The sequence below is a fragment of the Infirmifilum tikiterense genome, from assembly GCF_054696565.1.
Genome location: NZ_CP182482.1, coordinates 1,578,591 through 1,604,434, shown reverse-complemented (window position 1 = coordinate 1,604,434; position 25,844 = coordinate 1,578,591). Strand labels below are relative to the sequence as shown.

Annotated in this window: 27 protein-coding genes; 20 read left to right on the top strand and 7 right to left on the bottom strand. The window is 59.7% G+C overall.

The window, feature by feature from the left end:
- Positions 1–15 precede the first annotated feature (15 nt).
- Genes ACNO7C_RS08785 through ACNO7C_RS08765 form a run of 5 tightly spaced genes read left to right on the top strand, consistent with a single transcriptional unit; the run spans position 16 to position 3,374 of the window.
- A complete protein-coding gene (locus tag ACNO7C_RS08785; RefSeq protein ID WP_460024733.1) occupies positions 16–702 on the top strand; it encodes an orotidine 5'-phosphate decarboxylase in 687 nt (228 codons plus the stop codon).
- Positions 692–1,222: an orotate phosphoribosyltransferase gene (gene pyrE / locus ACNO7C_RS08780; RefSeq protein WP_460024732.1), complete on the top strand. Its 531-nt coding sequence runs from the start codon at positions 692–694 to the stop codon at positions 1,220–1,222. The genes ACNO7C_RS08785 and pyrE overlap by 11 nt, the downstream gene beginning before the upstream one ends.
- Entirely contained in the window at positions 1,215–2,132 is a 918-nt protein-coding gene (gene pyrB / locus ACNO7C_RS08775) for an aspartate carbamoyltransferase (protein WP_460024731.1), read from the top strand. Before pyrE ends, pyrB begins: the two co-directional genes overlap by 8 nt.
- Positions 2,133–2,136: 4 nt before the next feature.
- Positions 2,137–2,607 carry an aspartate carbamoyltransferase regulatory subunit gene (gene pyrI, locus ACNO7C_RS08770; protein WP_460024730.1) on the top strand — a complete coding sequence of 157 codons (471 nt, stop codon included), beginning with the start codon at positions 2,137–2,139 and terminating at the stop codon, positions 2,605–2,607.
- On the top strand, positions 2,607–3,374 hold the full coding sequence (locus tag ACNO7C_RS08765) for an iron-sulfur cluster-binding protein (RefSeq protein WP_460024729.1): 768 nt from the start codon (positions 2,607–2,609) through the stop codon (positions 3,372–3,374). Before pyrI ends, ACNO7C_RS08765 begins: the two co-directional genes overlap by 1 nt.
- A 6-nt stretch (positions 3,375–3,380) precedes the next feature.
- Here the strand turns inward: ACNO7C_RS08765 and ACNO7C_RS08760 are convergent, their stop codons facing one another.
- On the bottom strand, positions 3,381–3,740 hold the full coding sequence (locus ACNO7C_RS08760; protein WP_460024728.1) for a hypothetical protein: 360 nt from the start codon (positions 3,738–3,740) through the stop codon (positions 3,381–3,383).
- Positions 3,741–3,829: 89 nt separating this feature from the next.
- Here ACNO7C_RS08760 and ACNO7C_RS08755 point away from each other — a divergent pair, with 89 nt between their 5' ends.
- The 5 genes from ACNO7C_RS08755 (at position 3,830) to ACNO7C_RS08735 (ending at position 8,855) form a co-directional block, all read left to right on the top strand.
- Entirely contained in the window at positions 3,830–4,540 is a 711-nt protein-coding gene (locus ACNO7C_RS08755; RefSeq protein ID WP_460024727.1) for a glycerophosphodiester phosphodiesterase, read from the top strand.
- Positions 4,541–4,563: 23 nt separating this feature from the next.
- Positions 4,564–6,522 carry a transglutaminase-like domain-containing protein gene (locus ACNO7C_RS08750; RefSeq protein WP_460024726.1) on the top strand — a complete coding sequence of 653 codons (1,959 nt, stop codon included), beginning with the start codon at positions 4,564–4,566 and terminating at the stop codon, positions 6,520–6,522.
- A 141-nt stretch (positions 6,523–6,663) separates the two neighbouring features.
- Entirely contained in the window at positions 6,664–7,476 is an 813-nt protein-coding gene (locus tag ACNO7C_RS08745; RefSeq protein ID WP_460024725.1) for a V4R domain-containing protein, read from the top strand.
- Between the two features lie 38 nt (positions 7,477–7,514).
- Positions 7,515–7,901: a hypothetical protein gene (locus ACNO7C_RS08740; protein ID WP_460024724.1), complete on the top strand. Its 387-nt coding sequence runs from the start codon at positions 7,515–7,517 to the stop codon at positions 7,899–7,901.
- Positions 7,902–7,910: 9 nt separating this feature from the next.
- The gene (locus ACNO7C_RS08735; protein WP_460024723.1) at positions 7,911–8,855 is read left to right on the top strand and encodes an NAD-dependent epimerase/dehydratase family protein; all 945 of its coding nucleotides are present in this window, start codon (positions 7,911–7,913) and stop codon (positions 8,853–8,855) included.
- Here ACNO7C_RS08735 and ACNO7C_RS08730 read toward each other — a convergent pair.
- A complete protein-coding gene (locus tag ACNO7C_RS08730; protein WP_460024722.1) occupies positions 8,845–9,276 on the bottom strand; it encodes a hypothetical protein in 432 nt (143 codons plus the stop codon). The two genes, ACNO7C_RS08735 and ACNO7C_RS08730, sit on opposite strands and share 11 nt — an antisense overlap.
- A gap of 40 nt (positions 9,277–9,316) precedes the next feature.
- Positions 9,317–10,081, bottom strand: a complete 765-nt coding sequence (locus ACNO7C_RS08725; protein ID WP_460024721.1) for a hypothetical protein — start codon at positions 10,079–10,081, stop codon at positions 9,317–9,319.
- Positions 10,082–10,143: 62 nt separating this feature from the next.
- Here ACNO7C_RS08725 and ACNO7C_RS08720 point away from each other — a divergent pair, with 62 nt between their 5' ends.
- From ACNO7C_RS08720 to ACNO7C_RS08695, 6 genes are all read left to right on the top strand, one after another.
- Positions 10,144–10,872, top strand: a complete 729-nt coding sequence (locus ACNO7C_RS08720) for an ABC transporter ATP-binding protein (RefSeq protein ID WP_460024720.1) — start codon at positions 10,144–10,146, stop codon at positions 10,870–10,872.
- Positions 10,869–12,188 carry an ABC transporter permease gene (locus ACNO7C_RS08715; protein ID WP_460024719.1) on the top strand — a complete coding sequence of 440 codons (1,320 nt, stop codon included), beginning with the start codon at positions 10,869–10,871 and terminating at the stop codon, positions 12,186–12,188. The genes ACNO7C_RS08720 and ACNO7C_RS08715 overlap by 4 nt, the downstream gene beginning before the upstream one ends.
- 120 nt (positions 12,189–12,308) lie before the next feature.
- On the top strand, positions 12,309–13,820 hold the full coding sequence (locus ACNO7C_RS08710; protein ID WP_460024718.1) for an ABC transporter substrate-binding protein: 1,512 nt from the start codon (positions 12,309–12,311) through the stop codon (positions 13,818–13,820).
- A gap of 43 nt (positions 13,821–13,863) precedes the next feature.
- Positions 13,864–14,775, top strand: coding sequence for a carbohydrate ABC transporter permease (locus ACNO7C_RS08705; protein WP_460024717.1), 912 nt, complete (start codon positions 13,864–13,866; stop codon positions 14,773–14,775).
- Positions 14,776–14,785: 10 nt separating this feature from the next.
- Positions 14,786–15,628, top strand: coding sequence for a carbohydrate ABC transporter permease (locus ACNO7C_RS08700; protein WP_460024716.1), 843 nt, complete (start codon positions 14,786–14,788; stop codon positions 15,626–15,628).
- A gap of 6 nt (positions 15,629–15,634) precedes the next feature.
- Positions 15,635–16,708 (top strand): ABC transporter ATP-binding protein, encoded by a 1,074-nt coding sequence (locus ACNO7C_RS08695; RefSeq protein ID WP_460024715.1) that lies wholly within the window; start codon positions 15,635–15,637, stop codon positions 16,706–16,708.
- Here ACNO7C_RS08695 and ACNO7C_RS08690 read toward each other — a convergent pair.
- Positions 16,697–17,422, bottom strand: coding sequence for a carotenoid biosynthesis protein (locus tag ACNO7C_RS08690; RefSeq protein ID WP_460024714.1), 726 nt, complete (start codon positions 17,420–17,422; stop codon positions 16,697–16,699). The genes ACNO7C_RS08695 and ACNO7C_RS08690 overlap by 12 nt on opposite strands.
- A gap of 96 nt (positions 17,423–17,518) precedes the next feature.
- Here ACNO7C_RS08690 and ACNO7C_RS08685 point away from each other — a divergent pair, with 96 nt between their 5' ends.
- Complete coding sequence (locus tag ACNO7C_RS08685; protein WP_460024713.1) at positions 17,519–18,532, top strand: type II glyceraldehyde-3-phosphate dehydrogenase; 1,014 nt, start codon at positions 17,519–17,521, stop codon at positions 18,530–18,532.
- 24 nt (positions 18,533–18,556) lie between these two features.
- A complete protein-coding gene (locus tag ACNO7C_RS08680) occupies positions 18,557–20,968 on the top strand; it encodes a thermopsin family protease (RefSeq protein ID WP_460024712.1) in 2,412 nt (803 codons plus the stop codon).
- On the opposite strand, the gene ACNO7C_RS08675 is transcribed toward ACNO7C_RS08680, so the two are convergent.
- The gene (locus ACNO7C_RS08675; protein ID WP_460024711.1) at positions 20,931–21,344 is read right to left on the bottom strand and encodes a PIN domain-containing protein; all 414 of its coding nucleotides are present in this window, start codon (positions 21,342–21,344) and stop codon (positions 20,931–20,933) included. The two genes, ACNO7C_RS08680 and ACNO7C_RS08675, sit on opposite strands and share 38 nt — an antisense overlap.
- On the bottom strand, positions 21,341–21,568 hold the full coding sequence (locus ACNO7C_RS08670; RefSeq protein WP_460024710.1) for an AbrB/MazE/SpoVT family DNA-binding domain-containing protein: 228 nt from the start codon (positions 21,566–21,568) through the stop codon (positions 21,341–21,343). The genes ACNO7C_RS08675 and ACNO7C_RS08670 overlap by 4 nt, the downstream gene beginning before the upstream one ends.
- A gap of 197 nt (positions 21,569–21,765) precedes the next feature.
- On the opposite strand from ACNO7C_RS08670, the gene ppcA reads away from it, so the two are divergent.
- Both ppcA and ACNO7C_RS08660 read left to right on the top strand, forming a co-directional pair.
- On the top strand, positions 21,766–23,166 hold the full coding sequence (gene ppcA, locus ACNO7C_RS08665; protein ID WP_460024709.1) for a phosphoenolpyruvate carboxylase: 1,401 nt from the start codon (positions 21,766–21,768) through the stop codon (positions 23,164–23,166).
- A 408-nt stretch (positions 23,167–23,574) separates the two neighbouring features.
- Complete coding sequence (locus ACNO7C_RS08660; protein ID WP_460024708.1) at positions 23,575–24,408, top strand: ATP-binding protein; 834 nt, start codon at positions 23,575–23,577, stop codon at positions 24,406–24,408.
- Here ACNO7C_RS08660 and ACNO7C_RS08655 read toward each other — a convergent pair.
- Positions 24,379–25,509 carry an MFS transporter gene (locus ACNO7C_RS08655; RefSeq protein ID WP_460024707.1) on the bottom strand — a complete coding sequence of 377 codons (1,131 nt, stop codon included), beginning with the start codon at positions 25,507–25,509 and terminating at the stop codon, positions 24,379–24,381. The two genes, ACNO7C_RS08660 and ACNO7C_RS08655, sit on opposite strands and share 30 nt — an antisense overlap.
- Positions 25,510–25,844 lie beyond the last annotated feature (335 nt).

The following is a 25,844-nucleotide window of genomic DNA, read 5'->3' as shown; positions in this document are numbered from 1 at the left end:
TGTCGAGGCGGGCGTTTGCCCTGGAAGCTGGAGCACGTTGGTAAGCGGAAGGAGTCTCGGGTCATACTGGCGCTCGACTACTTCAAAGGGGAAGACCCGCTAGCCTACTGGACTCACCTTCTCGGCAGAACCGCGCACCTGCTAGCCGGGGTTAAGATCGGCCTCCCAGCTTTCATTAGAGCGGGACCTACTGGCGTGGCGAGGCTCATCGAGGGCTACCGCGAAGACCTCTACTTCCTCGCCGACTTCAAGCTAGCAGACATAGGAGACATCGTCTCCGAGGAGCTTTCCCTGCTGGAGGCCCTCGGCTTCGACGGGGCCATAGTCCACCTCTTCCCGCGCTGCCTCAGCAAGGTGCCCGCGGTCTCGCTGGACGTATTCGGGCTCGCCTCCATGACCTGCCCCAACAGCCTTGTCGACGCGCACTTCCAGGAGTTGCTGGACTACGCGTCTGAGCTCGGGCTTAGAGGCCTCGTCGTCGCGGCCACCAAGCCGAGCACGATACGCGCCGCCAGGGAGAGGCTGAGGGAGGCGGTCATCCTCTCGCCCGGCGTGGGGGTTCAGGGCGCGCCTCCGGCCTCCGCGCTGCGCGCTGGAGCTGATTTCGAGATCGTAGGGAGGTCTGTCGTCCTGGCCGAAGACCCCCTGGGCGAGCTCGAGAGGATAGTTGAGGCTCAAAGGGTGGTTTTGCATGGGGGTTGAGGAGCTGCTTTGGAGCGTTGGCGCCGTGCAGCGGGGCGTTTTCAAGCTGTCCTCGGGGAAGGTTAGCAACGTTTACGTCGACTTGAGGAAGCTCCCGTCCCACCCAAGGGAGTTCAAGCTCCTGATAGACGAGATGGCCCGCGAGGCGCTCAAGCACAGGTTCGACGCCGTCTGCGGCATCGCTGTGGGGGGTCTGCCCCTCGCAACGGGGGTCGCTCTAGCTCTCTCGAAGCCGCTGGTCTACGTTCGGAGGGACAGGAAGGACCACGGCACGCAGAGGCAGCTCGAGGGGGACTTTGAGCCCGGCGCTAAGGTTCTCCTGCTCGACGACGTCGCCACGACCGGCGGTTCCCTTCTCGAGGCGCTCCGCGTGGCTAGAGCCCACGGGCTCGTCGAAGACACCGCTCTAGTCGTGGTGGACAGGGAGGAGGGCGCCCGCGAAGCGCTCGAGGCCGAGGGGGTCAAGCTAGTAAGCCTGACGACGCTGAGGAAGCTCCTCGAGGTGGAGCCGCGTGCTTAGGGGCAGGGACGTCCTCTCAATCCTGGACTTCAGCCGCGAGGAGCTGGAGGAGCTGTTCGCCGAGACCGACCGCGTGAGGTCGAACCCCGCGGCGTACGCGGGTGCTCTCTCGGGCTTCATCATGGCGACCGCCTTCTTCGAGCCCAGCACGCGGACGAGGCTGAGCTTTCAGTCCGCGATGCTGAAGCTGGGAGGCTCCTACATAGACCTCGGTGAGCTGGAGAGGAGCTCGGTGGCCAAGGGGGAGAACTTCGCCGACACGATAAGGATGCTCGACTCCTACGCCGACGTGATTGTCGTGAGGCACAGGCTTGAGGGGGCGGCGAGGTACGCGGCGGAGATAGCCGAGGCCCCGGTGATCAACGCGGGCGACGGGAGGAAGCACCACCCAACCCAGGCTATGCTCGACCTCTACACCGTGAGGAGCGCCAAGGGAAGGGTCGACGGGCTGACCTACGGAGTGCTCGGCGACCTGAGGTTCGGGCGCGCGGCGGCCAGCTTCATCCTAGCCCTCTCGAAGTTCAGGCCTAGGAAGGTTTACCTGGTCTCTCCCCCTCTCCTCAGAGCCAGGCCGGAGGTTGTGGAGGTCTTGGAGAAGGCGGGCGTCAGCTACGAGGAGGTGTCGGACCTCGAGAGTGTTCTGCCGGAGCTTGACGTCCTCTACGTCACGCGGGTGCAGAAGGAGCGCTTCCCCGACCCGGCGGAGTACGAGAAGGTGAAGGGCAGCTACGTCGTGACCTCTAAGAGCCTCGCCAGGGCCAAGGAAGACCTGGTGGTCATGCACCCCTTGCCTAGGGTGGATGAGATCGCGTTCGACGTGGACCGGACGAGGCACGCGTACTACTTCGAGCAGGCGAAGCTGGGGGTTTGGGTGAGGATGGCGTTGCTCAAGCTGATACTTAAGGGGTGAGAATGTGGAGGACAGGCTGATCGTGCGTAAGATCAGAAACGGGACGGTCATAGACCACATCCCGGCTGGAAGGTCCCTCGACGTCCTGAAGATCCTCGGCATCTCAGGGAGGGAGGGCGCAACTGTAGCCCTGGTGATGCACGTGGAGAGCAGGAAGCTGGGCAGAAAGGACATCGTGAAGATAGAGGACAGGTTCCTCAAGCCCGAAGAGGTCGACAAGATCGCCCTCATCGCTCCGACAGCCACGATCAACATCGTTCGCGACTACCAGGTCGTGGAGAAGAGGAGGGTCAGCGTCCCGGAGGAGATCGTGGGCATCCTGAGGTGCGTCAACCCCCTCTGCGTCTCGAACTCGCCTCGCGAGCCCATCACGCCAAGGATAATCGTGGTCTCCCGTCAGCCCCTCAAGCTCAGGTGCGCCTACTGCGACGAGGAGTTCGGAGAGGAGGCGCTGTCCCAGCTGGTGTCTCAGTAGTGTACCTGCGGGCGCCCGTCAAGGAGGCGAGGAGAGCCGGGAGCACAACGATCCTAAAGCTGTCCGTCGAGCTGGCCACACCGAAGCCCGGACAGTTCGTCATGCTCTGGGTGCCCGGTGTCGGCGAGATACCGCTAAGCGTCGCGGACTACAGCGACGGGGAGCTCCTGCTCGCCATCACCAGGAAGGGTAAGGTGACGGGCTACATATACGACGCCGTGCACAGCGGGTCAGTGCTCCACGTGAGAGGCCCCTACGGCGTCCCGTTCACGGTGCCACCGAGCGGATCCAGGGTGCTCCTGGTAGGGGGCGGGAGCGGGGTGGCCCCCCTGCACTTCCTCGCTCGCGTCTCAAGAGAAGCCGGGGCCTCGTGCAGCGCCGTCCTAGGCTTCAGGACGGCGAGAGAGGTCTTCCTCGCCGACTCATTCCAGCGCTACTGCCGGGTGGTGCTCACCACAGACGACGGCAGCCTGGGTGTTAAGGGGCTTGCCTCCGACGAGGCCTCGCGCCTCATCTCGGAGGGGCCCGTTGACGCGGTGTACGCCTGCGGGCCGGAGCCGCTCATCGAGAAAGCGCTCTCGCTTGCCCTGGAGAGGGGGGTTCGCTTCGAGGCCTCGATGGAGAGGTACATGAGGTGCGCTGTAGGAGTATGCGGCTCGTGCGTCCTGGAGCCCGTCGGGTTGCGGGTTTGCAGGGACGGGCCTGTCTTCGGGGGAGAAGTTCTCTCTAAAGTGTTTTTCAAAAATAGAATTCTTTACTGGAAATAGAGTTCTTTACTGGGCCTCGTCCTCGAACTCTATCACTCCAGTCCCGTAGCCCCTGATAGAAACCTCCACGCTGACCTTGTGCTTGCCCTTCGAGTAGGGGCCCTTAACGCGGAGTTCTAGCTCCGCGCCGACGGGGACCTCCAGCGGCTGCGAGGGGGACGGCTGGCTAGTGTAGGGTTGCCCGTTGAGCAGGAGTTGCACGTCTTCCTGCTTGACGGGGTTGCCGTCCACCTGAACTTTAACAGGGGCGTCGACCTGAGCTGTCGCCAGCGTGTTCCTGAGCTTGAAGGACAGCTCCTCGCCGGTCGCCCGCATGCTACCCTTCACGTAAAGCCTCCTGAGGAGGGCCTTAGGTATGTAACCCATGCCTACCGAAAAAGCAAAGTAAGAGCTGGCGTTTAAGCTTTTTCACTCTTTGCAGCAAAGCTTATTACGCAACGCTACAACTGAGACGTGTGACCCAGCTGAAGCGAAAATTCATCCTGACGGGCCACAGGGGCGCCGAGGCCCTAGCTCCCGAGAACACCCTCCCGAGCTTCCTCAAGGCCCTGGAGTGCGGCGCGACGGGCATCGAGTTCGACGTGCGCAGGACCCTCGACGGAGTGGCCGTCATCGCCCACGACGACGAGCTTGACCGCGTCGCGGGGGTAAACCTCAAGGTGAGCGAATCCAGATACAGCGACCTGCAGAAGGTGCGGGTCGGGGGCTTAGCAAGGGTTCCGACACTAAGGGAGGTGCTCGCGCTAGCTAAAGGCAGGCTATACGTCGACATCGAGATCAAGGTTCAGGGAGTCGAGGAAGAGGTCGCCGAGGCGCTCCGAGAGCTCGACATGCTCGACGAGGCGCTCGTGACGTCGTTTCTCCCAGCCCCGCTTGAGAAGCTGAGGAAGCTCGAGCCCCAGCTGGACATCGGTGTCCTCGTCGAGGAGTGGGACGACGAGTACCTGGACATAGCCCGCAGGCTCGGAGCCGTCGCCATCCTGCCGTCGCACGAGATCCTGACGAGGGACCTCGTCGCGAAGATCAAGCGGGAAGGCTACAGCGTGATCACGTGGACCGTGAACAGCCTCGAGGAGGCGGAGAGGCTTGTAGAAATGGGGGTGGACGGCATAATCACCGACAACCCCTGCCTCTTGAAGCCCATCAGAGAGAAAGCAGCGTTATAGGCCTGTTTTTCCAATCATTTGGCGTGCGCCGCGTAAAGGCGTTTGCGCTACTGGCTCTAGCCCTATTAGCTGGCTACACGCTCACCCTCAACGCGCCCAAAGCAGGCCCTGGCGTTTCGAGCGTGGAGGTGAAGGAGGCGGTGTTCGGCACCATCGAGCAGGGCGCCTTCCTCCCCCGCCCCAGCAGGACCTTCCGGGTCGGCGAGACCCTGGCTGTTCGAGTCAACGTCGTGGTTTCCGCCAGCCCCGGAACCCTGTACACCCTCTCCCTTGCAGTTGAGGTTCGGGACCCGCTGGGAGCCGTCCTGGCTACCAGCAACTCGAGCAGGTCTGCCAGGCTAGCGGGGGGAAGCGAGGAGTGGGTTTTCACGTTTGCCTACAACGTGACCCCTGATCTCATCACTGGGTACTACACTCTCCGGGTCACGGCTAGTGCTGGAGGCTTGGTGTCGTCCAGGAGGCTCGACTTCTTCATCGAGTCCTACGCGTCCACCAGAAACGTCTACGAGGTGACGTACACGGTCCAGCTTACGGGGATGGGCGAAGTCAAGATGCTCTACCTGGCACTGCCAACCAACACGTCCACAACAACCATAGTAGCCGGCCCGATGGTGACGCCAGCTCCGAGATCCCTGCAACGCGACGAGCAGGGCAACCTCTACGCCGTCTACACTGGAGTCCGCGTTAGCCCCGAGCCATTCAAGATAACGGTCCGCTTCGCGGCGCTAGAGACCGTGGCCTACGCACCTGGAGACGCGCCGGTAAGCTCCCTCACTCACCTCCCCGACTCGGTCAAACCGTTTCTAAGCCCTGAGGAGTACATCGAGTCCGACTCTCCGGAGATCAGAGCCCTGTCCCGCAGCCTGACCGCCGGCTCGAGAACAGTGCTCGAGGCGGTTAGGAGGATAGCCGACTACACCTCCACGCAGATACAGTACAACCCCGCTCTCGGCACGATCTCCCTTTCGTGGAGCCTGGGGGCTTTATGGACGCTCCACTCCCGGCAGGGCGTCTGCCTGCAGTACTCCAGGCTCTTCGTGGCGTTGGCCAGGGCCTCCGGCATCCCAGCTAGGGTTGTCGGGGGCCTGCTGGCGCTCCCGCCCGGGGGCGAGGACCGCGAGTACCTCCACGCCTGGGCCGAGATCTACGTACCCGGCTACGGCTGGCTACCCGTCGAGCCGCAGAAGCCTGGCAGCAGGGTTGGGGTGAGCCCCCCGGGGCCGGGCTACATACGCCTCGTGGCGGGCCTCGGTGGGAAAGCCGGGAGCATTCCGCAGGCGTTCCTGTACTACGAGTACACGGGAAGCGTCGAGGTAGAGCAGAGCTACTCGTACAAGCAGACATCGCTTGAAAAATTCCGCGGCGGGGTGAGCCTGGTTATCTCGTACAACCCCCAAGTGCTCTTCGGAGACACCGAGAAGTTCTCAATAGAGACACAGCCAGGGACAAAGTGCGAGGTCTCGGTCACAAAGCCGGACGGGTCGCAGTACGTGTTTACCCGGGACTGCCCCTGCTCCTTCGAGCTCAAGGCTGACAAGACAGGCGTGTGGCGGGTCGAGGTCTTCGCCGCAAACCCCGAGCTCGTACCCGCCTACGAGAGGGTCAACTTCACCGTTTCGCCAAGGCCTCTCAGCCTCTCAGTAAGCACTGGGGATGTACTCCTCTTTAAGAGCGCGGTGTTCACTGTGGAGACGCGTCCCCCGGCGCCCGGGATAAACCTATCCGTAGTCTACGAGGACTGCGCGACAAGGAAGGTTTTCGCGCTGAGGACCGGAGAGGACGGCCTCGCCAGCTTCCAAGCTACTCCTCTCTTGCCGTGCCGGGTGAGGGTGCGTGTCTCCTCAGACGAGGAGGGTTACGAGCCAGCCCAGGCGTACATCGAGGTCACCCCCGGCCCACCTCAGGAACTTTACGCGGCGATACTTCTGCTCACGTCCCTCTGCGCGGTTCTCATACAGGCTAGGCGCAAGCGGCCGGGTTAGGAAAAGCATATTTCTAGGCCCCACGCCTCTTCAACGGGATGACGAGCAACCGGAGGGCTTGCTGAAGCGTGAAGACTGCGGCCGTATCTGACCGAAAAATCGCCACAAAACCTTATAAGGAAGTGTTTCAATGTATAAAGCGTGTCTCGGAACATCGACCACCACAAGCCCTACGAGCTTGGGCGCGTGGTGGCCCTGAGCTCGACGTCCGCTTACATGTTCAGGGTTGTTTTCCGCGAAGAAGCCTTGACCGCGAAAGGGGTGCTGGCCCGCTGCTTGGAGTGCTTCTCTAGGGCCGACGCGCCGGTGCTCTCACTTCACGTGTCCTGGAGCGACAGGTCCCGAGACCTCTGGGCCTTCATAGTGGCGGGGATCCGGGACCCGGCAACCGCAAAGAGGGTAGCTGAATGCTTGGGTCAGGTGAGTATGGTGGAGAGCGTGGACTACACTCCACCGGTGAGCAACGGTGTCGCCGCAGACCCGTGGGGCTATCCTCCTCTGCTCGGGGGCGAGAGGGCTATCATTCTGCGGGGAGAGGCCTTAAGAAATTTCCTGGTGTCGGGTTGGTCGCAGCTCGGGACGGGCTTCGGCTCAATACTCTACTACACGTTCTTCGAGGCGGGCGCCAGCCTTTACAGGGACTTCTACTCGAAGCTGCTGAAGGATAGGCGTAGCGTAGCTGTGCTGGCGGAGAGGGCTTTCACACTGATGGGATACGGCGTCCTCAAGATCCTCGAGTGGGGTGACGGTAGCTTCGTGGCGCGCGTGTACGACAACTTTGAGTGCCAGGCGCTGAAGGAGATAGAGGAGGCTGAGAGCATGATGATCAGGGGGTTGCTAGCCGGAATGGTCGCCGCAAGCTGGGGTCAAAGCATCAAGGGTGTTCTGCCCGAGGAGACAAAGTGCATCAAGAGGGGGGATCCGTACTGCGAGTTCGTAATCAGGAGGCGCTAAGTGATACCTTTATTTGAAGGGTGTGTCCCTTAGGTATCGTGAAGCTGAGCGTTTTCTCCGTGGGTGACGGCACCTACAGCTACGGCATTGTTGAGTTCGAGGAGGGGGAGAGCGTTCTCGAAGGGGTAGCGAAGAGTAGTCCCACGGCGCTGAAGGAGGAGCTCGGGAGGAGGCTCGGCTCGCCGCTCGCATCGCTGAGCCTCGCCTCAGGCGTCATGGACTACAAGGGTGAATTGTTGCTGATGATCTACGTTAGGGCGGAGCTCGAAGACGGCAGCGACTTCAGCTTGGAGATCTACCCTACCTCAGCTAGGAGCTTCTCGAACACGGGCGCGGAGGAGCACTTCGACATTCTCGTGAAGCTCTTCGACGCGCTGATGCCAGGCCTCAAGCTCCCTAAAGCCAGGATGATCGGGATCGCGTAGGCGGTGGCGATGAGGATCCTGCTAACCGGCGGGGCTGGCTTCATAGGCAGCCACCTCGCGGAGAGGCTCGTCAAGGAGGGGCACAGCGTCGTGGTCTTCGACAACTTCTCATCAGGAAAGATCGAGAACCTGTCGAGAATCCTACGCGATGTGGACGTCGTGAAGGGAGACCTTCGTTCGCGCAGCGACCTTGAGCGGGCCTTCGCCGGAGGCGTCGACGCGGTGTTCCACTTCGCGGCCAACCCGGAGGTGCGGGTCGGGGACCCCCAGGAGCACTTCGAGAACAACATCCTCGCTACGTACAACCTGCTTGAGGAGATGAGGAGGCGCGGCGTTAGGGACCTCGTGTTCGCCTCGACGAGCACGGTGTACGGCGAGGCCTCGAAGCTCCCCACACCCGAGGACTACGGCCCGATGAAGCCGATATCCCTGTACGGGGCCTCGAAGCTCTCCTGCGAGGCCCTCATCTCCTCCTACGCTTACACGTTCCGGTTCAAGGCCGTGGCCCTGAGGTACGCGAACGTTGTCGGGCCCAGGGCCAAGAGGGGTGTCGTCAGGGACTTCGTCCTGAAGCTGCTCAACAACCCCCGGGAGCTCGAGATCCTCGGGGACGGAACCCAGAGGAAGAGCTACGTGTGGGTCGAGGACGCCGTCGAGGCCACGCTGCTCGCGTGGCGCGGTACGCGGGGCGGCTTCGAGGCCTACAACGTGGGAAGCGAGGACTCGATCACGGTGGTGGAGGTCGCGGACATAGTCGTGGAGGTGATGGGGCTCAGCGGTGTGCAGTACAGGTTCACGGGTGGCGTCGACGGCGGGAGGGGATGGGTGGGCGACGTGAAGTACATGCATCTCGACATCTCAAAGCTTAAGTCCCTCGGCTGGAGGCCCAGGTACAGTAGCCGCGAAGCCGTGAGGAAGGCCGCGGAGAGCGCCCTCGAGGAGCTCAGAGGGTAGCGGTGAAAAGCGCGTAAGTCAGGGTGAGCCTGTCCAGCGTCATGGACCCCTCGTTCTTCAGGCTCCTCTTGATTTTCCCGTTTTCCCGGAGGAGGAAGAGTATCGTCGGCGAGACGTGCACGTCGAATATCTCGAAGAGCCTCTTGGAGTGCTCTGAGCTGCACTGCCTGGCGAACCAGTCACACAAGGCTATCATGAAGTACGTGTTGTCAGCCCGATCCGCGCTCTTCTCGACGAAGGTGAACCATGCCTTGTCAAAGCGCCTGCACGCTGGGCAAAACGTGTTGTCGAAGTATATGACGTGCACGCCGTTGTCGCCTAGCCAGAACCTGTCTAGGAGAACCCACCCCCTCTTCTCCCTCGAGTAGACGTACAAGCCGTTCGGTGTGCCGGGTCCGGGCTGAGCGTAAACCTCTGTCATATCGCCTACCACTATTAATAGAGCGATATATAAAATTTCTTTAAGGAGCGATCGTGGTGTAAGCTTTTAGGAGTGGCTGGTATACCGCGTTTGCCACTGTGGCCTTCAGGAGGAAGTCGAGGGCTATGAAGACGAGGGAGTAAACGAGAATCCTCCTCGCGCCGTCCTCCAGCCTAAGCCTGTGCTCCCTTAGCAGTAGCCATGAAACCCTTGAGAGGGCAGTCCCGAGCATGACGTACCCCACGACGCGGAGCACGGCGTACACGGGCCAGGAGAGAAGAGCCACCTCGAGGACGTGCTCCGGCTTCGCGAAGGTGAGCAGCACACCCACGTAGAAGTTCATGTAGTCGAGCAGGTAGGCTCCCATGAACAACCCCGCGAAACCGACCGTGAGGAGCGTCGCCACCGAGAAAACCGTCACCTCGACGATCTTCGGGAGGACGAAGAGGGAGGGGTCTCCCTCAGCGCCCCTACCGGTTCTAATCCAGTCGAACATCTCCCTCACGTAGCTCTCTCCCTTTGCGATCATGCCTCCAGCTTGCATTCCCTGCGTGTATGAATAGTAGGCTACGAGCATCGTCGACAATAGCGCCCAGCCGTAGACTAGCGCCTGCGCGGCCCACAGCCTGTTCGCCGAGACCATCTTCAGGAAGCCAGGGTACACGGCGAGTGTTAGGCACAGCGGGAGGAGAAGCGGGTTAGCCTTAGCTAGGAGAAGGCCGACGTAGAAGGCTACCACCGTGGCGGCTAGCGTCGAGACAAGGCACAGCGGCATGTTTTCGCAGTATCGGGAAGGGTCCTCCAACGAGACCACCTGTTTTCCTTTTGCAAACGTTTATTTACGTGATCAAAGATTTATTTTTTGCAATGCCTGCTGTGGTCGTTAAAAACCTGGTTAAGGATTTCGGAGGCTTCAGGGCGCTCAGCGGCGTGAGCTTCACCGTTGAGGAGGGCGAGGTTTTCGGGCTCATAGGGCCGAACGGCGCCGGAAAGACGACCACGTTCAGGATACTCGCCGGCCTACTGTCACCGACCAGCGGCGAGGTGCTCGTCCTGGGCGAGAAGCCCGGCTCCCTAAAGGTCAAGAAGATGGTATCGTACCTGCCGGAGGACGCTGGGACGTACAGGAACATCACGGGCTACGAGTTCCTCCGCCTGGTGGCCGAGCTCTACTACGGGAAGACAAGGGAGGCTGAGGAGGCGCTCGAGATGGGGGTGAAGATAGCGGGGCTGGGCGAGAAGATCCACGAGAAGATGAAGTCCTACAGCAAGGGAATGAAGCGCAGGGTCCAGGTTGCCAGAGCCCTCATGGTTAAGCCCAAGCTGGCCATACTCGACGAGCCTACCTCGGGGCTCGACGTCGTTCAGGCCAAGGAGATACGCGACCTAGTCAAGGAGTACGCCCAGAGCCTAGGGGCAACCGTCCTTGTCTCGAGCCACAACATGCTTGAAGTCGAGGATATCTGCACCCGCGTTGCGCTGATTGATAAGGGCAGGATTCTCGAGGAGGGCCCCATCAAGGAGCTCGTCTCGAAGTACGGCGCCCGCAACCTGGAGGAGGTGTTCTTCACTGTTGTGAGGGGTGGTGGGAAGTGATCGCCCCGCTCCTCGCGAAGGAGGTTAAGGACCTGCTCAGAGACCCGAGGATCCTGGTCCCGTTCATACTGAGCGCCCTAATCATGCCCGTTATAGCGCTGGTCATATCGGTTCCCATGAAGACAGCCGTCGAGGAGGCAATGCGAGGCGCGCAGAACATAGGCGTGGTGAGCTACGACAAAGGCCCCTACTCCGAGAAGCTCATCTCGTGGCTGGCCGGGAGGGGCTTCAACGTGACTAAGCTCCCTCAGGGAAACCCTGAGGAAATATCGCTGGAGGCCTCGAGGAGAGGCGTACGCGTCGTGCTCATCCTCCCTGAGACGTTTTCCCGCTCGCTCACCGTGGGAGATGTTGCGAACATCACCGTTCTCTCGGTGGTCGACGAGATATCCGTGTTCTCAGGCGTGGAGACAGCCCCCGTAGTGGAGCAGGTTAAGAGCTTCTACCTAGAGCACGTCGCGAACAAGACTGGTGTAAGCCCGCGCGTGCTCCTTAACCCGGTTCACTCCACACCCCAGACCTACATTGCGAGCAAGAAAGCGTTCCTGCCCGCGGACCCGGGCTCGCTGGCAGGGCTGCTGATGGCCGCGCTCCTGGTCCCCTTGATCGTCATGTCGATATCCCTAGTGGTCATGCAGATGTCGGCGACCTCCATGGCTGTGGAGAACGAGGAGAGAACCCTCGAGACCCTCCTGACGATGCCTGTGCCCCCGCACGAGATCCTGACAGCCAAGCTGCTGGGAATGTTCGTCGTGTCCCTTGTGGGCTCGGCGCTTGAGCTGGCCGGCATGGCGCTCTACTTCGCGATATACTTTGCGACCTTTCTCGGCTCGATGCCGGGAGTCTCGGGGCAGGAGGCGCTCACGCTGAACATACCGAGCCAGGCGAGCCTGCTCTCCCCCCACGACCTCCTACTGCTGGCCCCCAGCCTCCTCGTATCACTCTTCTTCGCCGCGGCCCTAGGAGTGATCGTGGGCGCGCTCAGCAGAGACGTGCGCATAGCTAACACGATCATGAGCCCGCTGGGCCTGCTCATAGTGATTCCCGGCTACTTCGTCGTCTTCGCCCCCTCGAGCATGGTCGGCCCCGCTGTGAAAGCAGCCCTCTACGTATTCCCGATGACGCAGCCCACGATCCTGGCAAGGGACATCGTCGCCTCGCAGCCCCCACTCGAAGCTCCCGTTTACATCCTTCTCTCGGTGCTCGTGACGCTGGGCCTCGTGTACCTCACCTCGAGCCTGATCTCCCTGGAAACCCTGTCGCGGGTCCAGTACAGCGTCGAAAGAGCTCTATCTAGATTCAAGAGAAAGCCGTAGCTCAGTAATCTATTTCCTTAATTTTACCTCAAAAAGTATAGAGTATATATTTTTATTTTACGAGAATATTTAAAGCTTCCCAGAAAAACAGATAAATAGTTATCTTGCAGACACATCACGATGAGCACGAGTAAAACGCTGCAAAAGACCACCGCACTGCTTCTGATAGTTACGCTCGTTATCGGCTTCATTGCAGGGTATTTAGTGCACTGGGCGACTGCGCCGACAGCCCCGGCTGGGGAGTACGTGCCTAAGTCGGAGTACGATAAGCTAGCCTCCGAGCTCCAGAGCCTAAAGGCGCAGCTTCAGCAGCTCCAGCAGCAGGCAGGCGGCAAGCCGGTGGAAATCGTGATCACAGCCTGGACGCAGGGCCCTGAGAGGGAGTCCATCTACAGGCAGCTAAACCTCGTTGAGGCGGCTAACAGGCTCAACGCGATATTCAAGGCGATAGGCGTACCCGCCACTGTGAAGCTTGAGGGAGATTTCTCCACGGCATCGTGGACCGACTACAGGAACAAGGTGTTCCTCGCGCTACAGGGAGGCACGGGTCCCTGCATATTCCAGATGGAGCACCACTACGCGGCGCTCCTCAGCGAGAACGGGTGGATCATACCGCTTGACGACTACGTGAAGAAGTACTGGAACTGGACCTACTACGACGTTATAAGCGGGCTCTGGGACTCCGTGACATACAAGGGGCACATCTGGGGTATACCTCAGGACACGGAGGCCAGGCCTGTCTACTTCAATAAACTGCTGCTCAAGCAACTGGGCTGGACAGATGATCAGATCAACGCGCTCCCCGAGAAGATCAGGAGAGGTGAGTTCACTCTCTGGGACATGCTGAAAGTCGCAGAGGAAGCCGTGGACAAGGGAGTTGTGCAACCAGGCTACGGTATCTGGCACAGGCCCAACGCTGGCCCAGATTGGCCTATCGTCTACCTTGCTTTCGGAGGCACGCTTCAAGACCCCTCATCGGGTAAGCTTGTTGCCGACATGAAGGTTTGGAAGAAGGTTTTCGACTGGTACTACGAGGCTTCGATGCATAAGGGTAAAGTTATCTCCGACAAGATAACATCCCTCGACTTCAACCGCGACGTTCACCCGACGGTTGTATCAGGGAAAGTCCTGTTCTGGCTCGGTGGCACGTGGCACAAGGGCCAGTGGATAGGGTCATTCAACCTTACTGAGGAGAAATTCTGGCAGATGTTCGGCTTTGCCCTCTACCCTGCGGGTGAGCCTGGTTTAAAGCCCGTGACGCTGTCGCAACCGCAAGCCTACTTCATATCCAAGACTTGCAAGTACCCAGAGGTCGCATTCCTGATAATCACATTGGCGACCGACCCCTACCTCAACTCCCTGCACGCTGTGAAGAGCGCCCATTTAGCCATCCTATACGACCAGCTCTCCGACCCTATTTACACCCAGGACAAGTTCCTCGCCGCGACGGGCTACATGGTCGAGTACGCTAAGTATCAGCCCTTGCACCCGAAGTGGAGTGACTATAACACAATAATCTTCAACGTGATCAAGGGCATCGAGACAGGGCAGTTCAACTCTGACCAGGCTCTCCAAGTGTTCAGGCAGAACCTGCAAAGCACGCTGGGAGACCAGGTAATAATCCGAGAGTAAGGGAACAGCTTGAATAAGAGTTTTTTCTCCCAGGTGGTCTAATTTGACCTCAAGGAGGCGTCTGTTGAAGCTCGCCGTAATTACCCTCATGCTCGCCCCCGCCACAGCTGTTATCGTAGCCTTCATGATAGTGCCGGCAATAATAACGATACTCATGTCATTCACTAACCTTGACTACAGGTTCATCTGGGAGTGGGTGGGGCTGGCGAACTACCAGAAGTTCATCTCCGACATCAACACCCCTATCTTCGTGAGGAACACGATAATCTACGTCGCGGGAACCCTCACCTTCAACGTGGGCATGGGGCTCTTCTTAGCCCTCGTCTCCACGCACATACATGACACCCTGGGTACGCTTATGCGGGCGCTGTGGTACCTGCCGAGGGTCATGCCCTCGGTGATATACGCTTTCATAATGATGTGGATCTTCTCACCCATGGACACAGGCTTCCTGAACACCTTGCTGAAGGCGCTCGGCGGGGAACCCGTACCCTGGACCTTCCAGTACTACTGGCCGTTCCTCTTCATCGTGAACGGCTTCATTGGCTGTAGCTTCGGAATGGTTATCTTCAGCTCGGCCATAAAGGCCATACCGCAGGACTACATCATAGCCGCGAAGGTCGACGGCGCGTCACAGCTCACGATAATCAGGCGCATTATACTGCCGCTCATCAAGTGGCAGATAGCCTTCGTCGTGGCGTACCAAACCCTCTCGCTGCTAGCCTCCTTCGAGTACATACTCCTCACACTCGATGGAGGCCCAGGCTACTACTCGACGGAGGTTATGATACTCCAGGCGTACCACCTGGCGTTCGGGCAATACCTGGCATCGATGCGCTACGGCTACGCGGCAGTCTTCGTCACCATACTGCTCGTCATCGGGCTGGTTCTCTCGATAGTCTACTGGAGAGTGTTCAGACTGCGCGAGCTAATGGCTGAGCCGAAAATGGAGTAGGTGGTGGAAGATGAGGGTAAAAGTATCGACAATCCTCCTTTATGTCGTCGCTGCGATTCTAATAGTCGTAATCACGATTCCGATACTGCTTCTCCTAGGCCTAGCGTTCAGCGAGAGCCCCGTTACGATTAAAGGCTTTACGCTCGAGAACTTCAGCTACCTCAGGAAAGGCGTGCTCTTCGAGAACGACCCGGTCTACAGCAAGCTCTACCCCAACGTTTACGGCGTCGCTTTCAACACGCTTATACTCGCCCTCGGGAACATGCTCCTCGTTGTGTTCATCTCCTCCATGGCGGGCTACGTCATCTCGCGCTACAGCTTCAGGGGCCGTAGCGCCATACTGGGAGCTTTCCTCGTGATCCACGGCGTTCCCGCGTCGGTGCTACTGATAGCCCTCTACTTCATGCTTCGGGAAATGAAGCTCCTGAACACGATCCTCGGTGTGGTGCTCGTAAGGATGTCCGTCGACCTACCCTTGGGGGTGTGGGTTCTCAAGGGCTTCTACGACAGCATCCCCTGGGACCTGGAAATAGCGAGCATGGTTGACGGCACCAGCAGACTTGGGGCCTTCTACAGGGTTATGCTGCCGCTGGTTAAGCCTGGGATTTTCGCCGTTGCCCTCTTCTCATTCCTAAGTGGGTGGGGCGAGTACATCTTCGTGTACACGTTCATACAGTCGCAGACGAACTGGACTTTCTCCTTGCTTATACGAAGCCTCATCGGCGAGATGGGTGGGATAAACCTCTCGCTGATAGCCGCCCTATCGGTATTCTATTTAATCCCGGTCATCGTGCTGTTCGTTGTGGGCGAGAAGTACCTGGTTAGAGTCACGATAGGTGGTGTCAAGGGGTGAGCATGCGTGGTTAGGGTTAGGCTGGAGAACGTATCGAAAACGTTCCGGGGCGGAGTAGACGCGATCAAAAACCTGAACCTCGAGGTGAAGGACAAGGAGTTCGTCGTCCTGCTAGGTCCCAGCGGCTGCGGGAAAACGACAACCCTGCTCATGATAGCAGGCGTCTACAAGCCCACGACAGGCTACATCTACTTCGACGACACGATAGTGAACGACCTGGAGCCCAAGGACAGGAACATAGGAATGGTGTTCCAGAGCTACGCCCTCTACCCCCACATGACGGTGTACGAGAACATAGCTTTCCCGCTGAGGCTGAAGAAGCTACCGAAGCAGGAGATCGACGCTAGGGTTAGAGAGGTCGCCGCTATGCTCAGGATAGACGACCTCCTCGACAGGAAGCCGTCGCAACTCAGCGGCGGGCAGCAACAGCGCGTAGCCCTCGCCCGCGCGATAGTGAAGCAACCCCAGCTCTTCCTCATGGACGAGCCCCTGAGCAACCTGGACGCGAAGATAAGAATCGAGGTGAGGGCGGAGCTGAAGAGGCTTCAGAGGGAGCTGGGCATCACCACGATCTACGTGACGCACGACCAGGCCGAGGCGATGAGCCTCGCCGATAGAGTGGCCGTGCTTAACAAAGGGGAGCTGCAGCAGTACGCTACACCGGAGGAGCTCTACAACAACCCTGCGAACACGTTCGTCGCGAGCTTCATCGGGAGCCCGCCCGCGAACATCCTCGACGCCGAGGTGGTGCTGGAGCCGCAGCCCAGAGTAGAGGTCGCGGGCGCGTCGTTCGCGCTGCCTGACGACTTTGCGAGGGTCTTCAGGGAGCTCGGGGAGACCAGGGTGCTGCTCATGCTCAGGCCTGAGCACGTGCAAGTCAGGAGGGGGAAGGGCTTCATGATCTACGCCACCGAGTGGCTGGGCCGCGAGGAGTTCGCCTTCCTGCGCGCGCCAGACGGGACGCTCATCAGGGCCGTCCTGAGGCCGGAGGAGAGGCTCACCGTCGGGGAAGAGGTCGAAGTGTACTTCGACTTCAAGAAGGTCCAGTTCTACAGGCGAAGCGGGGAGCTAATAGTATAGTTTTTCTGCTTCCGCCTTCCTTCCCTTCCTGCTTATGAGGTACAAAGCCGACGACGCTGTAGCCAGCAGTGCGAAGCTGGCGAGAGCGGGGAGGACGGCTCCTCCAGATGCCTCCTTGAGTATCGGGAGGCAGGCCGCGAGAACGGTGAACGAGACGGCGGGCCTAGACGCAGGCTCCCTTTTCACCAGTCTCTGGTAGACGAGAATGGCGGTGGCTGACACCGTCGCCCAGCCCAGGTAGTTCGTGAAGGGCACGCCAAACCAGCAGGGGCACTGCGCGCTCCACATCCAAAGTCCCTTCTCCACCATAACCGGATCAACTCCGAGATCGAGGAGAACCATATAAAGAGTCGCCGCCAGCGCCCTCTTCCACCTCCCCGCGAGGGGGAGCGCGGAGAGGTACGACGCGTACAGGTAGGTGCCCCAGGCGATCACCACGGGCACGGGGACGCCGAATACCCGAGGCGCTCTCCACGTGTAGGTGTAAGCCCCGAAGGGCAGGCCCGTGCTGAGCCCTACGACCTCAAAAGCGAGCCCCGTCGAGGAGCCGATTAGAAAGAGTAAAGGCGCTCCCCGCCAAAAGGTCCATGAGACGCCAAGCGATGCCGAGAGGAGGGCGAGCATCATGTACTCGCTGAGAGGCCTGTCCAAGAAGACCTGGAGCACAAAACCCAGCGCTAGAAGTATAGAAGCATAGATCCCCCGTGCAGTCATTCCCGTCATTTACTCTTTAATCAGCAGGGGTTAAAGCCATTTTGTCATTATTGATTAATAATAATACTTTAAATTAATAACTTCTGCTTTTAAGACGTGATCAAGGTCTCGGTGAACGGCTACGGTACGATAGGCAAGAGGGTAGCCTGGGCTGTCAGCAGGATGCCAGACATGGAGCTCGTAGGCGTCTCGAAGACGAAGCCCGACTGGGAAGCCGCTCTAGCCGTCAAGAACGGGCTCAGGCTGTTTATCCCAGACGGCTACGCCGAGCGGTTTGAGGAAGCTGGGATCAAGCCATCCGGCTCCATCGAGGAGATGATCGCTGAAAGCGACGTGGTCGTCGACGCGACGCCCAGCGGAGTCGGGGCGAGGTACAAACCGGTATACGAAGCGGCGGGGAGGAGGGCGGTGTTTCAGGGAGGCGAGAAGCCGGATGTCGCCGAGGCGAGCTTCTTCCCGCTGGTGAACTACTCGAAGGCTCTCGGGAAGAGGTACCTGAGGGTGCTTTCGTGCAACACGACAGGCCGAGCGAGGGTGATTTATGCTCTGTCAAGGGTGGGCGAGCTCAGGCGGGTTTACGGCGTGATAGTTAGGCGGGGGGCCGACCTCAAAGAAATATCGAGGGGCCCGATCGAGGGGTTGCTCCTCAAGAGCCTGCCGCCCCCCTCCCACCACTGGCGCGACATAGCCGAGATTTTCCCCAACGTCGAGGTCTTAACCTACGCGGTCGTCGCGCCGACCACCCTCTCGCACCTCCACGTGGTTTTCGCCGAGTTCCGCGACTCGGTTTCCGCGTCGAAGCTCGTCGACTCGCTACGTGAGGTTCCCAGAGTCCTCGTGCTGGACGACAGCGTCAGGTCAACCGCGGAGCTGAGAGAGCTGGCCAGGTACGCTGGTAGGCTCTTCGGGGACATATACGAGGTTGCCGTATGGGAGAATAGCGTTGCAGTGAAGGGGGCGATAGCTTCCCTAGCCTATGCGGTTCACCAGGAGGCGGTCGTGATCCCTGAGAACGTGGACGCTGTGCGGGCATCCGCGTCTACCGCGAGGGAGGCAGCGGACTCCATACTCCTCACGGACAGGATACTGGGCGTGAAGAACTGGCTTTAAATCGGGTCGAGGGGCTGTTTTTATGTGCGCTTAGGTTACGCTCTGCTACTAGCGGCTCTAGCCATAGTAGTCGTTACGGCGAGCGCGCGTGCTGAAGGAGGTTGCGTGGAGCTCGTCTACTCGGTTCAGGACAGTGTGGGGCCCGGCTACTACTCCTACTACCCCCTCACCTTCGACTCAACCGGGAACGTTAATCTAACCCTGTACCCGGAGCTGTACTCGAGTGTGCCTATAAGCCTCGTGATCTACGACCTCACCTCCTCCAGGGAGCTGGCCTCATCCCCCTCTCTGCCCAGGATCCTCATCCCCCTCTCGGCGTCAGTGCGGACTCCTAGGAGGGTCGGGCTGGCCGTATACAACCCCTCAGCCTCGGCCGCTCGGGTTAGTGGAAGCTTGAAGGCCTTGCTGTGTGGCGAGCCAGCGCTGGCGTGGGCGCTAAGCCGCGCAACCAACACGGTGGCGACGAGCGTGGGGAGGGCTACCCCGACGGGAATCGTGGACCTGGGCATCGCGTACCTCAATGGGTCCTACACCTCCTACTCGTACAACTTCACCCGCGCGAGGGCCGAGGTGTGGTTCACCCCGGAGCTGAAGGCGACTAGCTACGACCACTTCCCCCTGAGGGGGAGCTTCAGCGTCCAACTGAACCTGAACCTTAAGGTCTTGACCAGGGGGGGAGGGCAGCAGATCTACTGGGTTCAGGAGGTTCTCATAGTCACGGGGAGCGGCGCTTACGTCAACGTGAATATCTGGAACACCACAAAGGTCTCGAAAGTCCAGTACTGCTTCCTCTCCCCCCTTAACCCCGCGAGCATCACCGGGAGGGGCCGCGTCCACTACTACACTGGGAGCCAGGGAGGGTGCGCGGGCGACGTGTATATCTATGCATCGCAGGTGACACCCCTGGGGGCCTCTGCAGCGCTCGAGGTAGCGCTCAGCGCCTCGCCCCAGGGGGTTACGGTGAGCTTCCACAGTGACTCTGGTGTTGTGGACTCCGTGAGAATCTCGCCGTTAGATGGCGTTAGCTGGGCCGGCTTCGTCGTGGAGCCGGTCCTGTGGGAGTGGTCTCCCCTTGACGCCGAGCTCGTCTTAGCCGGCAGGTCGAGCGACTACCCAACCGCCGTGCTGGAGAGCGGAGCGGTGACGCTGAAGCTCAGCTACTTCCGGGAAAACCGCTGGTCCCTCCCGCAGGCCGCGTGGTCAGCCGGAGGAAACACCTTCGAGAAAGCAGTAGCGAGCGTATCGCAGGTCGTTGATGGCGCCGCCCGAGTGACCCCCGGCGAGCCTGTCGTGAGGCAGCTGTGGGCTTTCCTCGTCCTTGTCCGAACCCCCTTAGGCACCTACTACTCCACGAGCCTAGACATCTCCCAGTTCATCGTCCCCGTCGTGGACCTCGGTAACGGCACGAGGCTCGTCAACCCAGCAGTCTACGTAGACGGCCAGCTGTTCAACGGCTCGAGGGTCTGGCCGGGTGCAGCTGTCGACATCGCGTACACCAGGCAGTATAGGGTTTTTGTCGTACTCCCCACCGGTGCCCGCGAGGACTGGGTGGACGAGGGCACACCCGTCGAGTCACTGGTGCCCCGGGAAATAAGCTTCGACAACGGCACCAGGTACGTGCTCGAGCGCGTCCTCCTCTCAGGCGAGGAGGTCGACCCGAGTAGCAGGGTCGCGAGCGCTGGAAGGCTTGAGGGGGTCTACAGGAAGCAGTTCCTCGTCACGATAGCATCTGTGAACACTACGACCCTCTGGCTCGAAGCCGGCTCAAAGCTCTCACCGCTCATCCCAGCAGCTATCGAGTTTGGCAACGGCACGAGGCTCGCGTCACCCATCGTCCTCTACCGAAACACGAGCTTTAGCCTCGCGGAAGCCGTAGCTACGGGACCGGGCGTCTACAGGGTGGTTTACCGGAAGCAGTACCTTGTGAGAGTTACTGCGCTGAACACCACCTACGAGGACTGGGTGGACGAGGGCGCAACCTTCGAGGTCAAAGCCCCGAGCTTCGAATCCAGAGGTGTGGCCGTGCTACCGGTTGCGTACGAGTACAGCGGTAAGCGCCAATCCTCCCCCAGCGTCGTCGTCCGAGCACCCCTCAGCGTGAGAGTGGTGTACAACGCGACCGCGCGGGTAGCGCTAACCAACTTTAACCTGCCAGCACTCTACGCTGAAGTAACGCTCAAGTGCGGATCCACGTCACGTAGAGCAACGCTCTTTCTAGCCTGGGATGTCTCACTCACCCTAGGAGACGTAAACACGGCTAACTGCTCGGTCGAGTACACGAGCACCCCCTCTTGGCCCCTCCTCCCCGCTTTAATCGTCACCATCACGCTCATCGCCGCGAGGGTCACGGCAAGGAAGAGGGCAAGCAGGCCTCAAGCCTCGGCTGTAATCGCAGCGTTCAAAGCGGGGGAAGCACCTTCAAGCCTTCTCTCATAGCCTCTTTTCTCAGCTCGTCGTCGTAGGTTACCAGCGGGACACCAGCTTTAGCCGCGGTGGAGACGATAACTTTGTCGTTAAAGTGCGCCAAGCCCATCTTCTCCTCGCGCAAAGCTCTGAGGGCCCACCTTGCATGCTCCCCGAGATCCGCGAGCACCACCGTGCGCGGGTTGCTGAGGATGCTCTCAACCACGTACGCTGCGACCTCAGATCTAACCCCCACTCTTCTAAAAAACCATACAAGCTCGTAGACAACGACTGTGGGCACCATCCACCTCTTGAGTCCGTAGAGGAGCATCCTAGCCTCCTGGTGCAGAGGCGAGTCCTCCGAAATCGCGTGAATGAACACGTTTGTATCGATGACTGCCTCGCTCATAGGTGTGCGCTCTCCTCAGCACCCTCCTCGATGAGTCGTTCAACTTCCTCCGTAGTAAAGCTCATTCCCAGCCTGATGTGGGGAAGCTCTAACTCAACCTTCTCGATGATAATCTTGTTCCCTTCCAGCCTCACCTCCAGCAGATCCCCCTCTCTTATACCGAGGGCACTCCTGATCTCCGCGGGGATCGTCACTTGGAAGTTCCTAGTCACCTTGACCCGCACAAGCTAGTAAGCAAATTACTAGTATTTAAACATCTCTAGTAAGTACTCGAACCACGAGCATCAGCGGGCGTGTCCCTAGAGGAGAGGAGCCATTCATACTTCTGTAAACTTTTACAATAATCTCTCTTCATATCTAAAAATTTATGCGTACTTACCGCTTATGCTAAGGTAATTATTGCAGAAAAGTATTGGAAAAGATGAAAAATCGATTGGAGCATCACAGCGAGATGGCTATTCCGAGGCTGATGTGCACCCAGCACCCGGACTCCACTGTAAGGATCCCGGTATCTGAGGAGGTGCAGGAGGCTATCTTAGGCTACGGGCTGTACGGTTGCGACGAGGTCATGGTGGACTTCGAGGGCAAGCTGACCCCGTACTCCCAACCGCGTGACATAGTCCTCAAGGCTCTCGAGGAGGGTATTCCGGTCGGGGAGGAGTTCTTCGTGACGGTCAGGGTGCCGAACCCGAAGCTAGAGGGCGTGGACAGGCTTCTCCTGGCGCTAGAGTCGGCTGTGCTGGCGAACTACTACTCTGTCAACCACACGGGCGTAGAGGCTGTAAGATGGGTAGTCGTGCCGATGGTCGACTCCTCTGACGTCCTCCTCGTAGCGCACAGAGCCCTCCACGAGAAAGCCCGGCTAGTGCGGGAGCTCACGGGCGTCCACACGGAGCCGCCCGAGGTGGTTCCGCTCCTCGAGGGGGTCAGCGAGCACCTTAACGCGGAGTCGATACTGGCCTCCTACTTCGAGTCTCTCGAGAGAAGCGGCATCGACCCCAAACCCCTCAGGGTCTTCGTGGGTAAGAGCGACGCGGCGCTCCGCTCAGGCCACCTCGCCTCTCTTCTCTCTACACTCCACGCCCTGAGCTCGATCCACGACCTTGCCCATCGCCTCGGAGTGGATGTGAGCGTGGTTCTCGGCATGGGCTCTCCCCCCTTCCGAGGCGGGCTGAACAACCCTTCTCTAGCTGAGGTGGAGGCGCGCTTCTACCGAGGCTTCGACACGGCCACCCTCCAGTCAGCCGTCAGGTATGATGTGCCGCGCGAGGTTGCGCGGCACGTCTCCAAGGTTCTTCGGGACAACGCGGGGAAGCCCGCCACGAGATTCCGGGCGAGCCGCGAGCTGCTGGAGGCGCTGTCTCAAGCGTACAGAAGCAGGGTGACGCAGCTCCTGCCCGCGCTGAACGAGATCGCCGACAAGGTCCCGCAGACGCGCGAGAGGCTCGACCGGAGGCTCTACGGGCGCTTCATAGCTGAAGACGCACCAGGCCCGGCTCCACGTGCGATAGCATTTACAGCCGCTTGCTACAGCGTGGGTTTCCCGCCCACCCTCCTCGATGCGCGCGGCATCATGGAAAAGCTGGAGGAGCTCTCCTCCCCCCTCCTGGAGCATATAAAAGCGGAGCTAGAGCTCGACTACCAATTCTTCGTACCCGAGGTCGCGGGCCGTTTCCTCGGTCGTAGCCCCGTCAGGGAAGCCCTTGACCTGAAGGAGAAGATAGGAGTTGAGGCAGCTCCAAGAGAGAACTACCTCAGCGCCATCAACGCGGGCGATTTCGACGTGGTGCGCCTGGCAAGGATCCGGGGATTCCTCGGCTAGCCGCCGGGCGTCCCGTGAAACGGTACTTCCGAGGTGATAGTGAAGAGAGGTCATAAAGGAGTCGGAGATCTGGGATATGCTCTGGAAGACCGCGCCTGGCTCATCTGCCCCCTCACTGGTCGGAGGGCCCCCTAGCGGGGTCATGGGTCGCCCGTAATGGGCGGGCCGCCCTGGCTGGGCGGCTTTCAGCCCGCGTCGCCGCGGGCACATCCCCTCCTCGCGCCGCGCGCGGCACCCTCCACTCCCCCTGAGGGGATGGGAGGGAACTGGGTTGCTCACTACCTCAAGGTGAAGAGGGATTTATCTCCTTTTCGCTTTGAGGGCTGGAAGTGGAAACTAGGGCGGAGCTGCACCAGCTATAGAAATATCTAGAGCTTCTGAGGTAACCCTCCTGAGTGGAAGACCCGTATGGTCAGCGCGAAGGCCGCGCTGGAGCGTGCCCTCAGGACAAGCAGGAAGCTGGTCGTCCCAGGCGACAGGGTGTTCGTAGCCGTCAGCGGCGGGAAGGACAGCGCGGTGGCGCTGTACGTTCTCTGGGAGCTCCAGAAGACCAAGCACTTCGAGCTGAGGGCTTTCCACATAGACCTCGGTCTAACCCCCACGCTCGGGGTCGTCGAGGATCTGGCTGGGATGCTCGGCGTCCAGCTCCACACCGTCAGCCTCAGGGACTACGGGATAGACATACCCTCCGCGAGCAGGGCCCTGAGAAGGCCACCGTGCTCGGTCTGCGGGGCGGTGAAGAGGTATCTCATGAACAAGGTCCCCAGAGAGCTCGGGGCGACTAAGGTTGCGACAGGCCACAACGCTGACAACATCCTGGCTTTTTTCCTGAAGGACCTTGCGCAGGGAAGGGCTGACTGGGCCGCTAAGCTCAAGCCAATCGTCCCCTCCACGCACCCGAAGCTTCTCCCGAAGATCCGGCCGCTCTTCGAGGTCACAGGCGAGGAGGCGCTGGCGATAGCGGAGTCGCAGGGCCTGCCCTTCACGAGGGAGAGGTGCCCCCTTGCGCCGCTAAAGGGAGACTGGCTCCAACCCTTCTTGCAGGACTTCGCACTCAGGGTTGAAGAAAAGCACCCCGGCTTCAGGCTACAACTGGTCCGCGGGATAGCCCAGCTACCCGTAACAGGCCAGAACCCAGAGCTCAGAGAGTGCAGGCTGTGCGGTGAGCCGAGTAGCAGGGACGTATGCGACTTCTGCCGAATACGCCTTAGGCTACAGCGCACGACGCTGGCCGTAGAGTAGCAAAGCGGCGCTCATGGTCCACAGAGCTTCCAGCAGGAACACCGAGGGTCCGTGCGCCGCATAGGCAATGGCGCCTAGAGGGGCGGCGATTGACGCCCCTAAAGCTCCCAGGGTGTCTAAGGATGCATAAGCCACCTCCCTTTCCTTATCGGTGCTGTAAGAATAGGCAACAAAAGCGTTGAAAGCCGTGTAAATTGCAGTCCCGCAGAAGACCATCGCGACATATACTGCGCAAAAGTAACTCGGCGCCACGAATGCAAGGAGCGAGAGGAGCGTGAGGGACAGCATGAGTGAGCTGAGAAGTCTCGGGCTCCCGGCTAGCCTGTCGGAGAGCAGGCCTGAAAGCAGGGGGGCTGGAAGGGACACAAGTCGGGATACGCTGACAGCAAGCCCCCACATCCACGGCTCGCATCCGTAGCTTACCGCAATGATTGGGTAAAGGTAACCCAGCCCCTCAGCGCACTCTAGTAGCATGAAAGAGAGGGCTGGACCTCGGAGTCCTCTCATTATGGTTTTAAAATCTGAGTGTAGTGTGCTAGCAGTACTTATTTCTCTGGCCGAGTCCCTGAGCCCTAGCATAGCTACGATGAGAGATGCTCCAGCGAGCGGGAAGGCCATGGTCAAGAGAAACTTGAAGCCGACGAAAGTGCCGAAGTAGAGAAGCGCGAGCGAGGAAGCTGCGGGCCCAACCACGGAGATTACGCCTGTAACAACATCGAGGATTCCGAAGAAACTCCCCTTCCTCCCGCTAGAGCTTGCGACAGCTGATTTCAGTGCAGGGGCTCTCATTCTGCTTGTAGACCACACCACCATCGCAACCAGGATCAGGGGTGGCATGCCCGTAGAGAAGAGAGCCAGACCGATCAGCTCAAAAAGGATAGACACAGATACAGTGTAGCGCAACCCGAGCTTCCTATTGGCGAGTAAACCCACTAATGGTGAAATCGCCGCGAGCAGGGTCAAGGCACTCTCAAGCACTCCAAGCTGTAGCACGTCGCCTCCCGCAAGGTAGTAAAACTGCTCAGCGAAGGGGAGGACGAGGCTTCTCCACGTGCTCAGAAGCACAGCAAGGATGAAAATAGCGGTTAAGATACCCTTCACCCCCGCTACACGCAGTAAATAACAGCAAAAAATTATTACCTAATAACGTTGTTTGAGATAATCACACTAAGGCGAACTTTTACGCTCACTATCCTAAAAAGAGTAAATTAAAGGAATTCAAGGTAGAGTAGTTGAAGGAAGAAAATTCTAGAGGTATTAGCGCACAGGAACTTTTACTGGCGTGGGCTGGACCCCACGAAGACAAGAGCCTCAAGCGAGGTGTCCTCAGGAGACCCATTAGGTTGCGGAGAGGAGATGCTCAGGGCTGGCTTCCCTATTCTCGTAGGTTCGATAGGCATTATATCATGCGCCTTTACCCGCGACGCGATATTGTG